At 68.9% G+C, this 12,790-nt stretch carries 10 protein-coding genes and 1 pseudogene; 4 read left to right on the forward strand and 7 right to left on the reverse strand.

Features of this window, described 5'->3' with window-relative positions:
- Nucleotides 1–13 precede the first annotated feature (13 nt).
- Nucleotides 14–1,189 carry an ROK family protein gene (locus KIK15_RS04360; RefSeq protein ID WP_214242873.1) on the reverse strand — a complete coding sequence of 392 codons (1,176 nt, stop codon included), beginning with the start codon at nt 1,187–1,189 and terminating at the stop codon, nt 14–16.
- 77 nt (nt 1,190–1,266) lie between these two features.
- Between KIK15_RS04360 and xylA the strand changes: the two genes are divergently transcribed.
- Nucleotides 1,267–2,445: a xylose isomerase gene (gene xylA, locus KIK15_RS04365; protein WP_214242874.1), complete on the forward strand. Its 1,179-nt coding sequence runs from the start codon at nt 1,267–1,269 to the stop codon at nt 2,443–2,445.
- A gap of 42 nt (nt 2,446–2,487) precedes the next feature.
- On the opposite strand, the gene KIK15_RS04370 is transcribed toward xylA, so the two are convergent.
- The 5 genes from KIK15_RS04370 to KIK15_RS04390 all read right to left on the reverse strand — a co-directional run bounded on the left by KIK15_RS04370 (nt 2,488) and on the right by KIK15_RS04390 (nt 8,103).
- A complete protein-coding gene (locus KIK15_RS04370) occupies nt 2,488–4,101 on the reverse strand; it encodes an AMP-binding protein (RefSeq protein WP_214242875.1) in 1,614 nt (537 codons plus the stop codon).
- 64 nt (nt 4,102–4,165) lie between these two features.
- Nucleotides 4,166–4,807, reverse strand: coding sequence for a YbjN domain-containing protein (locus KIK15_RS04375; protein WP_214242876.1), 642 nt, complete (start codon nt 4,805–4,807; stop codon nt 4,166–4,168).
- Nucleotides 4,804–6,171, reverse strand: a complete 1,368-nt coding sequence (gene mshA / locus KIK15_RS04380; protein WP_307851728.1) for a D-inositol-3-phosphate glycosyltransferase — start codon at nt 6,169–6,171, stop codon at nt 4,804–4,806. The genes KIK15_RS04375 and mshA overlap by 4 nt, the downstream gene beginning before the upstream one ends.
- Complete coding sequence (locus KIK15_RS04385) at nt 6,168–7,085, reverse strand: alpha/beta fold hydrolase (RefSeq protein ID WP_214242877.1); 918 nt, start codon at nt 7,083–7,085, stop codon at nt 6,168–6,170. The genes mshA and KIK15_RS04385 overlap by 4 nt, the downstream gene beginning before the upstream one ends.
- Nucleotides 7,086–7,113: 28 nt before the next feature.
- Entirely contained in the window at nt 7,114–8,103 is a 990-nt protein-coding gene (locus KIK15_RS04390) for an aldo/keto reductase (protein ID WP_214242878.1), read from the reverse strand.
- Between the two features lie 101 nt (nt 8,104–8,204).
- Here KIK15_RS04390 and KIK15_RS04395 point away from each other — a divergent pair, with 101 nt between their 5' ends.
- Together KIK15_RS04395 and KIK15_RS04400 are read left to right on the forward strand one after the other, a co-directional pair.
- The gene (locus KIK15_RS04395; RefSeq protein ID WP_214242879.1) at nt 8,205–9,179 is read left to right on the forward strand and encodes a pirin family protein; all 975 of its coding nucleotides are present in this window, start codon (nt 8,205–8,207) and stop codon (nt 9,177–9,179) included.
- A gap of 204 nt (nt 9,180–9,383) precedes the next feature.
- Nucleotides 9,384–11,585: a bifunctional SulP family inorganic anion transporter/carbonic anhydrase gene (locus KIK15_RS04400; protein ID WP_214242880.1), complete on the forward strand. Its 2,202-nt coding sequence runs from the start codon at nt 9,384–9,386 to the stop codon at nt 11,583–11,585.
- A gap of 5 nt (nt 11,586–11,590) precedes the next feature.
- Here KIK15_RS04400 and KIK15_RS18840 read toward each other — a convergent pair.
- A pseudogene (locus KIK15_RS18840) lies at nt 11,591–11,758 on the reverse strand (DUF1720 domain-containing protein); the annotation flags it as partial.
- A 105-nt stretch (nt 11,759–11,863) separates the two neighbouring features.
- Here KIK15_RS18840 and KIK15_RS04410 point away from each other — a divergent pair.
- Nucleotides 11,864–12,787 (forward strand): metal ABC transporter solute-binding protein, Zn/Mn family, encoded by a 924-nt coding sequence (locus tag KIK15_RS04410; protein WP_214242881.1) that lies wholly within the window; start codon nt 11,864–11,866, stop codon nt 12,785–12,787.
- The last annotated feature ends 3 nt before the right edge of the window (nt 12,788–12,790 follow it).

The following is a 12,790-nucleotide window of genomic DNA, read 5'->3' on the forward strand; positions in this document are numbered from 1 at the left end:
GGGCAAACCTGGATCAGGGCACGGGCAACCACCGCACGGGATCGGAGATCACCTGCGCCAGCAGGGAATACGCCACCCCGGTGGCTCCGCCGGCGATGTCGACCCGGTCCACCTGAACCCGAGGGGGCGTGGTGTGTGCCGAGAGCACCCGAGGGTTCAGGTGGGCGCTGATCTGCTCGCTGAGCTCGTCGGCGAGGTCGGCGAGGTGCCCACCGAGCACCACCACCGGCAGGTCCAGCACGTTGATCGCACCGGCCAACGCCACGCCCAGCGCCCAGGCCGCCCGATCCAGGGCGGCGCGGGCACGCTCGTCGCCGCACCGCGCGCGCGACACCACCTCGCGCATCGTGGTGTCGGGGTCGGCTCCGGCGGCCCCCACCACCGCACGGTGTCCGGCGTAGACCTCCAGGCAGCCGGTCGACCCGCAGCGGCAGCTCGGACCGTGTGGATCGACGGTGAGATGTCCAATCTCCCCCGCGAAACCGTTGCGGCCGCCGAACACCTCACCGCCGAACACCGCAGCGCCACCGATCCCGGTCTCGCCGGACAGGTAGAGGAAGTCCTGCAGCGGACCGGGCCGTCCGGGCGCGGTCTGCGCGACGGCCACCGCCGCACAATCGGCCTCGTTGCCCACCCGTAACGCCAGGTCTCCCACGGGCAGCAGCGTGGGTACGTGCACGTCGGTCCACCCGAGGTTGGCCGCCAGGGCGACCGTCGAGGTGTCGGCGACCACGATGCCCGGCACGGCCAGCCCGACGCCGACCACCCGCGTCCTGGGATCGAGGTCGGCGCGCAACTGCTCGGCCAGCGCGGCCGCGCGCGCCAACACGACGACCGGATCCGAGCTGCGGAAGTCGCCGGGGTGCACGGTCTCGGCGATCACCTCGCCGGTCAGCGCGATCACCCGCCCCACCAGCGAGGCGGTGTTGATCTGCAGACCCAGCGCGGCCACCCACGGAGAGGGACCCAGCGGGGTGGCCGGGCGGCCGCGTCCACTCGGCGGCGGCGGGTCGGATTCGACCAACAGCCCCGCAGCCACCAGGTCGTCGACCAGCCGGGCCGCGGTGGCCCGGGTGATCCCGGCCGTCTCGGCGACCCGGGCACGCGAACACCAGCCGGTCGCGGTGATCACCGCCGACATCGCCAGCGCTAGGTTGCTGGCCCGCAGAGTGGATTGGCGGGCGCCCATCCGTTGACCTTAACCCCGCGCGACGTTTATGTTCTACGCAAATACTTAATAGTGCTCGACGACCCAAGGAGCCCGCGATGACGCGCGTCCCCACCCCCTCGGACAAGTTCTCCTTCGGCTTGTGGACGGTCGGCTGGACCGGGGCCGACCCGTTCGGCGTGGCCACCCGCCCCAGCCTGGACCCGTGTGAGTACGTCGAACGCCTCGCCGAGATCGGCGCGTGGGGAATCACCTTCCACGACAACGACGTCGTCGGCTTCGGTGCCGACGCCGCGACCCGCGAGAAGCTGCTCACCCGCCTCAAGGACACCGCCGACCGTGTGGGCATCACCATCGAGATGGTCACCACCAACACCTTCACCCACCCGGTCTTCAAGGACGGCGCGCTCACCTCCAACGACCGCGGGGTGCGCCGGTTCGGCCTGCGCAAGGTGCTGCGTGCGGTCGACACCGCAGCGGCGATGGGCGCGCAGACCTTCGTGATGTGGGGCGGACGCGAAGGCGCCGAGTACGACAGTTCCAAGGATCTGCACGCCGCGTTCGACCGCTACCGCGAGGGCATCGACACCGTCGCCGCCTACATCAAGGCCCAGGGCTACGACCTGCGAATCGCGTTGGAGCCCAAGCCCAACGAGCCCCGCGGCGACATCTTCCTGCCCACCGTCGGGCACGCGCTGGGGCTCATCGCGCAGCTCGATCACGGCGACATCGTGGGACTCAACCCCGAGACCGGCCACGAGCAGATGGCCAACCTGAACTTCACCCACGGCATCGCCCAGGCGTTGTGGGCGGGCAAGCTGTTCCACATCGACCTCAACGGCCAGAAGGGCCTCAAGTACGACCAGGACCTCGTCTTCGGCCACGGCGACCTGCTGTCGGCGTTCTTCACCGTCGACCTGCTGGAGAACGGGTTCCCCAGCTGCCCCGACGGACCGCGCTATACCGGCCCCCGCCACTTCGACTACAAACCCTCACGAACCGAACACCTTGCCGGCGTGTGGGATTCGGCGCGCGCCTGCATGCAGACCTATCTGCAGCTGGCCGAGAAGGCGCACGCGTTTCGCGCCGATCCGGCCGTCAAGGAGGCCATGGCATATGCCGGCATCCACGATCTCGCCGCACCCACCCTGGGCGACGGCGAGACCATCGAGGCATTCCTGGCCGCCGACGACGACTTCGATCCCGAGCGGGCCGGGTCGCGCGACTACGGCTTCGTGCGCCTGCACCAGCTGGCTCTGAGCCACCTCATCGGCTGACTTCTCCAGGCACCCCGCCCAGCAGGCTCGGGCCTGCCTGGCTCAGGCGCGCACCCGCAGATCCTTGCGCAAGATCTTGCCCGAGGCCGACTTGGGGATGGCGTCGATGAACTCGACCTGGCGGACCTTCTTGTAGGGAGCCACGTGCGCGGCGACGAACTCCATCACCTCCTCGGCGGTGATCTCCTCGGTACCGGCCTGGCGCACCACGAACGCTTTGGGCACCTCCTCGCCCTCGGCGTCGTGCGCGCCGACCACGGCGGCGTCGGCGATGCGGTCGTTGGTCAACAGCAGCGCCTCCAGCTCGGCCGGGGGCACCTGATAACCCTTGTACTTGATCAGCTCCTTGAGCCGATCGACGATGTAGACGCAGCCGAACCGGTCCACCTGCGCGATGTCGCCAGTGTGCAGGAACCCGTCGGAATCGATGGTCTCGGCGGTGGCCGACGGATTGTTCAGGTACCCGGCCATCACGTTGGGCCCCCGGAACAGCAACTCGCCGGGCTCACTGAGTCCTTCTGTGGGCAACGGGATCTCGGCTCCGGTGGCCGGATCGATCAACTTGCTCTCGGCGTTGGGCACGGTGAATCCCGACGAGCTCAGCGGCACCTCCTCGCCGGCCACCGCCACGCCGCCGTCGGAGGGGATGACATGGCTGACCGGGCTGAGCTCGCTCATGCCGTAGCCCTGCACCATCCGACACCCCAGTCGGGTGGCCACCTTGGAACCCAGCTCGGCGTCCAGCGGCGCCGCGCCCGACATCATCACCTTCATGGAGGACAGGTCGTAGTCGTCGACCACCGGGTGTTTGGCCAACGCCACCGCCACCGGCGGGGCGATGAAGCCCATCGTGATGCGGTAGGTCGCGATGTTGGACAAGAACTCCACCAGGTCGAAGCGCGGCATGATGACCAGCCGCGAGCGCGCGTGCAGGGCGGCGTTGAGCAGCACCGTCATCCCGTAGATGTGGAAGAACGGCAGCACGGCCAGGATCACATCGTCGGGTGTCATGCCCTGCAGCGGGCGGATCTGGGCGACGTTGGCCACCAGGTTGCGATGGGTCAACATCACCCCCTTGGGATCGGCGGTGGTCCCCGAGCTGTAGGGCAGCACCGCCAGGTGCGTGGCTGGATCGAATTCCACCTGCGGCGCAGGCAGATTCGGCCCAAGCAGGTCGGCCGCACCGGGGTGACCCGACTCGGCCTCACCGGGTCCGTCGAGGACGATCACCGCTGCGACCGGGATGCCGACCTGCTCGGCGGCTACCCGCGCGGTGTCGGCCAGGGCACTGATGGTGACGATCATCGACGCCGCCGACGCCGTGAGCTGCTTGGCCACATCGGCCGGGGTGAACAGCACGTTGATGGTGGTCGCGGTGGCCCCGGCCCGCAGGATGCCGTGGAAGGCCACCGCGAACGCCGAGGAGTTGGGCGCGAGCAGCCCCACCACCGACCCCACGCCGATCCCGCGCGCGGCCAAGCCACCGGCAAAGGCATCCACCCGCGACCGCAACTCGCCGTAGGTGGTGGTGGTGTCGGAGAGGGCGTCGGTCAGCGCGGGCAGATCCAGCTCTGCATCACTCAGCCCGCCGAACAGGTAGTCGTAGACGTTCGACTCCGGAATGGTCACCGGGGGGTGCGGACTGGCGAAAGTCATGGATCCTCCATCGTCGGGGTGTGCCGCCCACGTTAGCAACGTCACACCGCCCACCCGACGCTTCTCAGTCGAACGAACTCGACTCCGGTGCCGCAGTTGCCTTCTCGGTCACCGACGGCACCACCTCAGCTGGCCCCGACCCCGCCGGCCCCGACCCCTTGAGCGGCGGTATCTCCGGCAGCGATTCCTTGTCGATCAGGTGCTCGAAGGCGAGCAGATTGTTCAGCGACTCGCCCCGCGCGGTTCGCCACGCCCATTCCCGTCGGATGCTGGTGTGGAACCCGATCTCCAACAGGGTGTTGAAGTCGCCGTCGGCTGCCTCGAGGACCTGACCGAGCAGCCGATCGAGCTCATCGGCGGTCACCGAGTCCGCCGCCACCCGACCCACCAGGTAGATGTCGCCGATGTTGTCGATGGTGTAAGCCACGCCGTAGAGCCGCCGGTTGCGCTTGAGCAGGAACCGGTAGACCTTCTCGTGGTCCTCGTCGGGTCGGCGACACACGAACGCCTCGATCCGCACACCCGGCTTGCCCACCGTCAGCAGCACGTTGGTGCGCAGCTTGCGTTCGCCGGGCAGCTCCACCAGCAGGTGCTCGGTGTCGGCACCGCCAGAGTTCTTGAGCTCGAAGATGATCCCGCGATCGAAGAGTGCCTTCTGAATGCGGTCGGACTGTTCGACGATGCCCGGTGGTCGTTGCGAACTCATGCTCGTACTCCTGACCGGCGACGTCCCCATCGCCGTGTTGCGCGCCCGGGTGCTGCAGGCGCGGTGGTTCGATCCGATCGCGGTGCCGCCGACGACGCGAACGACGTCATCGCACGGCGGTAGCTGTCCAGCAACGCATCTGCGGTGCGCTGCCAGGAGAATCGTCGGGCGTGCGACACCGCCGCGCGGCCCATCGCGGCCAGGCGTTGCGGGTCGGCCAACATCGCCTGCAGGGCCGCAGTCCAGTCCTCGATCCGGTGCCCGTCGACCAGGACCCCGGTCTCCCCGTGCGCCACCGCCACCCCGAGCCCGCCCACGTCGGCGGCCAACACCGGGGTGCCACACGCCTGGGCCTCGATGGCCACCAGGCCGAAGCTCTCCGAATAGCTGGGCACCACAACAAGATCCGAAGCTCGGTACACCTGGGCCAGTTGCTCGGGGCGTTGCGGCGGGATGAAGGTGACGGCGTCGGCGACACCGAGTTGCCCGACCAGATCGATCAGGGCGGTGGGTCGCGCCAACCCCGACCCCGACGGACCACCGACGATGAGAACGCGAACCGGATGCTCGGTGTCGCGGCGCGCAGCGATGATCGGCGCCGCCGCCTTGATCAACACATCCGGCGCCTTGAGCGGCTGGATGCGCCCGACGAAGGTCAGCACGCTCTCGTGCTCGGCGAGGCCGAACTCGGCGCGCGCCGCCGCCCTCGATCCGGGCCGGTAGGTGTCCAGGTCGACTCCGGGGGTGGCCACGTCCACCCGCTCGGGCGCTGCGTCGTGAATGGAGATCAGTTGCTGCGCTTCGGTGTCGGTGTTGGCCACCAGTCGATCGGCCTCGGCCACCACCTGCTGCTCACCGATCTGACGCAGCATCGGTTCGGGTTCGTCGCCCTCGGCCAGCGAGGCGTTCTTGACCGCGGCCAGGGTGTGCGCGGTGTGCACCAGCGGCACACTCCACCGATCACGCGCCAGCCACCCCACCTGACCCGAGAGCCAGTAGTGCGAATGGATGACGTCGTAGTGCCCGGGGGGATGCATGGCCTCTGCCCGCAACACCCCCGCGGCGAAGGCGCACAGCTGGGTGGGCAGGTCCCGCTTGTCCAACCCCTCGAACGGCCCGGCCACCACGTTGCGCACGGTGATCCCGTCGCCCGCGGCGACCACCGGGGCATCGGCCGACGAGGTGGCGCGCGTGAAGATCTCCACCTCGATTCCCCGGCGGGCCAGGTTCACCGCGGTCTGCCAGACGTAGACGTTCATGCCGCCGGCGTCGCCGGTCCCGGGTTGGGCCAACGGCGAGGTGTGCACCGAGATGACCGCAACTCGGCGGGGATCGGCCGCGCCCCGTGGGATGCGGGCGCTCACTCGCGGCTCCCCAGATCGGCGACGAACGCCTCGATCTCGTCGGCGAAACGCGCCGCGTCCTCCACGAACGGCGCGTGCCCGGCACCCTGCCAGTAGCTCGGACGCGGGTCGGTCAACAACGACTCGGCGTGGCGCGCGGCCGACACGTCCACCACCTGATCGTCGGTCCCGTGCAGCACCAGCACCGGCATCCCCAGCTCGCGCAGCAGCTGATCGTAGGCCGCGGTGCGGGCGAACAACCCGGCTCGCGCCGAGGGCGCGGTGGCCAACGAGGTACCGAAGAACAGTTGGCTCTGCGCACCGAGATCGGGGCGACCGGCGGGCACCAGCGCGGTCCCGAACGCACCGAGCGCACCGATGGCGGTACGCGGATCGGGCGAACAGGCATCAGGCAGTGCGGCTCGCATCGCTGCGCCCACGCGGCCACCGGCCTGACCGCGGCCGATGGAGGTGATGGCACCGACCAGGACCACCCCGCGCACGTCGGCGAGGTCGCCGCCGTGGGCCATGCGATGGGCCAGGTGGTCGCATATCACCAGTCCGCCATAGGACCATCCGATCGGCACCACGCCGCCCACACCCACCGCCGGCAGGTCGAACAGGGCGGTGTCGGCGCTGGTCTCGGCCGCCAGAACCGCGGCCACATCGGCCGCGAAATCGATTGCTGCGTAACCACTGTCATCAGGCAGCCCGGACGCACCGTGACCCCGCAAGTCCAGGGCGATCACCCGGTGGCGCGCGGCCAACCGTGCCAGCAGCCCGGCCCCCCAGGCGGCCGAGGACTGCGCCCAGCCGTGGATCAGCAGCAGGGTGCTCGATTCAGCGGGCTCGAGCAGAGCCGACGGGGAACTGACGCGGTAGGCGATCTCGACGTCGCCGGCACCACGCGTCGACCCCAGCCGAAATGCGCTCATGTGGTCCACCCTAGTCAGCGCGGCGCGATCACCACCGCGAGTGGATCTGCGCGCGTAGCCGGGTGTCGTAGAGGTCGGTGACCGCGGCCAGCAACTCGGCCGACAGCGGTGGCAGCTGCGCGGCGGCGGCGTTGGCCTGTGCCTGATGCGGTGAGCGGGCGCCGGGGATCACCGTGCTCACCCCGGCCTGATCACGACACCACGCCAGCGCGACCTGCGCGGGGGTGGCATCGGGCGGGCCCAGCCGTGCGACCAGCTCGGTGAACGCCTGCGCCACCTCCAGACCACGCGCAAAGCCCAGCCCGCTGAACGTCTCGCCCACGTCGAAGGCGGCACCGGACTCGTTGTAGTTGCGGTGGTCGTCTGAGGCGAAGGTGGTCGCCGAGGTGTAGCGCCCCGAGAGCAGCCCCGAGGCCAACGGCACCCGCACGATGATGCCCACCCCGGCGGCCTGCGCGGCCGGCAACACCTCCTCGAGTGGCTTGTGGCGCACCGCGTTGCAGATGATCTGCACGCTCGCGACGTGCGGACGCGCGATGGCTGAGAGCGCCTGGGCGCAGGTCTCCACGCTCACCCCGTAGGCAGCGATCACGCCGTCGGCGACCAGGGTGTCCAGCGCGTCGTAGGTGGCGTCGTCGTCGATCACCGCACTCGGCGGGCAGTGCAACTGCACCAGGTCCAGGGTGTCGACGCCGAGGTTGGTGCGGGAGCGATCGGTCCACTCGCGAAACGCCTCGAGCCGATAGTTCGCCGGCACCTGCTCCACCCGCCGCCCCATCTTGGTGGCCACCATCAGCCCCGGGTGCGAGCGCAGGAAAGCTCCGATGACGGTCTCACTGCGACCGTCGCCGTAGACATCGGCGGTGTCGAGAAAGGTGACTCCGGATTCGACGGCGGCCTCCAACACGGCCAGCGCGTCGGAGTCGCTCACCTCACCCCAGTCCGCGCCGAGCTGCCAGGTGCCCAACCCGATGACCGAGACGTCGCGGCCGGTGCGTCCGAGGATTCGCTGTTCCATGCCTCGTTTCTACTCGCCCGCCGAGTCGGGGGAATGAAACGGACCAAGGTCCGGTTGAGTCGGGCGTAGGGTTTGCCACATCGGATTTCCAGGAGGTCGCCATGCCCGCCATCACCGCCGACACATTGACGCTGGACCGGATCGCCGGACCCGCCGCCGGCGACACCGAACGGCCCGTCCGGTCGGTCACCACCGGCCCCCGCGGCCACGAGGGTGAGGGCTTCCCGGTGGTCCGCGCGTTCGCAGGCGTCGACCACGCCGACCTCGACCCGTTCATCCACATGGACCAGATGGGTGAAGTGGACTACGAGCCCGGCGAGCCGCGCGGCACCAGCTGGCATCCCCACCGCGGCTTCGAGACCGTCACCTACATGATCGACGGACGCTTCGAACACCAGGACAGCCACGGTGGCGGCGGACTGATCGAGAACGGCGCCACCCAGTGGATGACCGCGGGCTCCGGCATCTTGCACATCGAGACCCCGCCCGCCGAGCTGGTCGCCAGCGGCGGGTTGTTCCACGGCGTGCAGCTGTGGGTGAACCTGCCCCGCACCGAGAAGTTCGCGGCCCCGGCGTATCAGTCCATCGAGGGCACCGAGGCCACGCTGCTCGCCTCGGCCGACGGCGGCGCGCTGGTGCGCATCATCGCCGGCGAGATCGACGGTCACCGCGGCCCGGGTAGCACCCGGACCCCGATCACGTTGTCGCACGCCACCGTTGCGCCCGGCGCACAGGTGAACCTGCCGTGGAACCGCGACTTCAACGCCCTGGTCTACGTGCTGTCTGGGGCCGGCACGGTGGGTCCGTTGAAGAACCCGGTCCGCGAGGGCCAACTGGTGGTGCTGGGACCGGGCGATCGGATCACGGTGGCCGCCGACGCCGACCAGGATTCCCACCGGCCCGCCCTCGAGGTGTTGTTGCTCGGTGGACGACCCATCCGCGAACCGGTGTTCGCCTACGGACCGTTCGTGATGAACACCAAGTCCGAGGTCGTCGCCGCCATCGAGGACTTCAACGCCGGCCGGTTTGGCGTCATCCCACCCGACGCCCTCATGCCGCACCACCACGTGCGCTGAGCGTGTCCGAATTGCCCGATCAGGTTCAATCTGTGAGGTAGATCACCGCCGCAGCGCTGTCGCGTGGGTCACAGCGCTGCGACCTGGTGTTCTTTACATTCCCTTTACTTGAAACTGACGATTCGATTACCGACGCTGACCGTTTTGCAACCTTTGGTAAAGACTTTAAGAATCCTTTAACTTTGCGGCGGTACGTTCCCCTGCATGCATCTGACAGCAGCTGCCCGAACCCCCGCTCTACGTGATCTGATCCGCTACGACCTACCCGCGTCGCTGGTCGTATTCCTTGTGGCGCTACCACTTTCGCTCGGTATCGCCATTGCCTCGGACGCACCGGTGATGGCAGGCCTGATCGCCGCAGTGATCGGCGGCATCGTCGCCGGTGCACTCGGCGGCTCGGCTCTGCAGGTCAGCGGACCTGCCGCCGGCCTGACGGTGGTGGTGGCCGAACTGGTCGCCAGCGTCGGCTGGAAGGTGACGTGTCTGATCACCGTCGGCGCAGGCATCCTGCAGATCGTGTTCGGCCTCAGTCGAATCGCCCAGTCTGCCTTGGCCATCGCCCCGGTGGTGGTGCACGCGATGCTGGCCGGTATCGGCGTGACCATCGCCCTGCAACAGATCCATGTGCTGCTCGGAGCCACCTCGCAGAGTTCGGCGATCGAGAACGTGCTCGCCCTGCCCGGCTCGATCAGCTCGGTGCAGTTGCCCGAGTTGCTGATCGGCGGCCTGGTCATCGTCACGATGATCGTCTGGCCCAAGCTGCCTGCGGGAGTCCGCAAGATCCCCGGCCCGTTGGCCGCCATCACCCTGGCCACCGTCGTAGCCCTGATCGCCGGCCTCAACATCGACCGGATCACGCTGAACGGCGACTTCTTCGACGCGATCTCGCTTCCCGAGCTGCCGTCGGGCAACTGGGGCGCGGTGGCCCTGGGCGTCGTCACCGTCGCGCTGATCGCCAGCGTCGAGTCGCTGCTGTCGGCGGTCGCGGTGGACAAGATGCACACCGGACCACGCTGCGATTTCAACCGCGAACTGCTGGGTCAGGGCAGCGCCAACATCCTGTCCGGCCTGGCCGGTGGGCTGCCCGTCACCGGCGTGATCGTGCGCAGCTCCACCAACGTCGCCTCCGGTGCGCGCACCCGCGCCTCAGCGGTCCTGCACGGCGTGTGGGTGCTGGTGTTCGCGGTGCTGCTCACCGGATTGGTCGAGCAGATCCCGATGGCCGCCCTGGCCGGGTTGCTGGTCATGATCGGTGTGCAGCTGGTCAAGATCGCCCACATCACCATGGCTCGCCGCACCGGCGACCTGCTGGTCTACCTGACCACCATCGCCACGGTGGTGTTTCTCAACCTGCTCGAAGGGGTGGCGATCGGCCTGGCGCTGGCGGTCATCATCGTGGTGTGGCGCGTTGTCAGGGCCGGCATCACCTCCGAACCGTTCGGAGCTCCCGGCTCGCGTCAGTGGGCGGTGCGCATCACCGGCTCGATGAGCTTCCTGTCCCTGCCACGCTTGTCCAAAGCGCTGAGCATCGTCCCCGGCGGCGCCCACGTCACCCTCACGATCGACGCGGACTTCCTGGACAACGCGGCCGGCGAGATGATCGCCGACTGGCGACGCGCCCACGAGGCAGGTGGCGGCACCGTGGCGGTCGAGGAACTGGGCAAGGCCCGACTCGCCGACGCCCCCGTGGCCCCGCCCAAGCGACATCCGGTGAGTTCGACCCTGGTCGGGTTCACCCCGTGGAAGGAGAAGTCCCGCAGCCCGGTCGATCCCGCCGAGCCGGCCACACTGCGCACCCTCAAGAGCGGCATCGCCGAATACCACCGCGACGCAGCCGATTTCATGCGGGAGCTGATGACGGGCCTATCCGACGGTCAAGATCCCGACACGTTGTTCCTCACCTGCTCGGACTCGCGGTTGGTGCCCAACGTGATCACCTCCAGCGGTCCCGGCGACCTGTTCACCGTGCGCAACGTGGGCAACCTGGTGCCCACCGACGCCAGCACCGACGTCTCGGTCGCCGCGGCGTTGGAGTTCGCGGTCGGTCACCTGGGCGTCAGCTCGATCGTGGTGTGCGGGCACTCCGGGTGCGGCGCGATGAACGGCCTGCTCGCCGACACCCCGCCCGCCGGGGCGGTCGGGGAATGGCTGGCCAACGCCACCCCCAGCCTGGCCGCGTTCCGTAGCGGCCACCCGGCCGGACGCAGCGCCGCCGAGGCCGGCTACGGGCCCGCCGACCAGCTGGCCATCGTCAACGTGGCCATCCAGGTGCAGACCCTGCAGCGCCATCCGCTGGTCGGACGCGCCATCGCCGACGGGATGGTGCGGGTGGTGGGACTGTTCTTCGACATCGCATCGGCCAAGGTGATCGAGGTCAGCACCACGGCGGTGTCCATCCCGGCCTGAGCACCTCACCGACCGTCCACACGAACGGCGCCCGCGACTCTCGCGGGCGCCGTTCGCCGTCCCACACCCGTCGACTGGGCGGAAAACCCCGTCCAGTGGGCGCTAAACCCCGTCGACTGGGCAGTAAACCCCGTCGGTTGGGCGCCAAACCCCGTCCAGTGGGCGGAAAACCCGGTCGACTGGGCGGAACCATCGCCTCGGACGACACCTCAGGTCGGCGGCTCTGTCGGAAACGGTTACCATTAGCATCCATCCTCACTCGAATGGAGTCATTGCCGATGTCGTCGCGTCGCTTGCCCCTGCTCTCCGCCGTCGTCACCGTGACGGTGGGCGCCTCGATTCTCAGCGGTTGTTCCAACTCCGACGGCGACGGCACCAGCGGTGGCAAGGTCTCGGTTGTCACCTCGACCGACGTGTGGGCCTCGGTGGCCACCGCGGTCGCCGGGGACAAGGCGACCGTGCAGGCCCTCTACACCTCGCCCGACGGCGACCCGCACGAGTTCGAACCGACCGCCAAGGACACCGCGAAGGTCTCCGACGCGGGCATCGTGGTCCTCAACGGCAACGACTACGACCCGTACATGGAGAAGGCCCCCAAGGGTCAGCGGGCCACCGTCATCAACGCCTTCGACGTCTACAAGTCCTCCGGCGGTGACGGCTCCACCAAGGCCGGCGAGGTGAACGAACACTTCTTCTACAACCTGTCGGTAGTGGGCAAGGTGGCCGGCCAGATTGCAGATGCGTTGGGCAAGAAGGACTCCGACAACGCCGCAACCTACACCGCCAACGCCAAGGCCTTCACCGACAAGCTCGACGCCTTGCAGACCAAGCTCGCCGCGGTCAAGGCCGCGCACGCCGGCGACAAGGTGGCTCAAACCGAGCCGCTGGCCGCCTACCTGCTCGCCGACGCCGGGCTCACCGACGCCACCCCCAGCGCGTTCACCGACGCCGTCGAGGCCGGCCAGGACCCGCCCGCCTCGGCCATTGCCACCACCGAGGACTTGATCAACAAGAAGACGGTCAAAGCGCTGCTGTACAACACGCAGGCCGTCGACGAGACCACCAAGCGATTGCTCGCTTCCACCGCCACGGTGGGCCTGCCCGTGGTGAAGTTGACCGAGACCCTGCCCGCCGGGGTCACCGACTACGTGGCCTGGCAGACCGCCAACGTCGACGCCATCGCTGCCGCCGTGAACAAGTGAGAG

The sequence above is a fragment of the Williamsia sp. CHRR-6 genome (genome assembly GCF_018474015.1).
GTDB lineage: Bacteria > Actinomycetota > Actinomycetes > Mycobacteriales > Mycobacteriaceae > Williamsia_A.

Bases quoted from the DNA above. Each gene is read 5' to 3' on its own strand.
- KIK15_RS04360 (WP_214242873.1), bottom strand. From the start codon at position 1,189: ATGGGCGCCCGCCAATCCACTCTGCGGGCCAGCAACCTAGCGCTGGCG.
- xylA (WP_214242874.1), top strand. From the start codon at position 1,267: ATGACGCGCGTCCCCACCCCCTCGGACAAGTTCTCCTTCGGCTTGTGG.
- KIK15_RS04370 (WP_214242875.1), bottom strand. From the start codon at position 4,101: ATGACTTTCGCCAGTCCGCACCCCCCGGTGACCATTCCGGAGTCGAAC.
- KIK15_RS04375 (WP_214242876.1), bottom strand. From the start codon at position 4,807: ATGAGTTCGCAACGACCACCGGGCATCGTCGAACAGTCCGACCGCATT.
- KIK15_RS04385 (WP_214242877.1), bottom strand. From the start codon at position 7,085: ATGAGCGCATTTCGGCTGGGGTCGACGCGTGGTGCCGGCGACGTCGAG.
- KIK15_RS04390 (WP_214242878.1), bottom strand. From the start codon at position 8,103: ATGGAACAGCGAATCCTCGGACGCACCGGCCGCGACGTCTCGGTCATC.
- KIK15_RS04395 (WP_214242879.1), top strand. From the start codon at position 8,205: ATGCCCGCCATCACCGCCGACACATTGACGCTGGACCGGATCGCCGGA.
- KIK15_RS04400 (WP_214242880.1), top strand. From the start codon at position 9,384: ATGCATCTGACAGCAGCTGCCCGAACCCCCGCTCTACGTGATCTGATC.
- KIK15_RS04410 (WP_214242881.1), top strand. From the start codon at position 11,864: ATGTCGTCGCGTCGCTTGCCCCTGCTCTCCGCCGTCGTCACCGTGACG.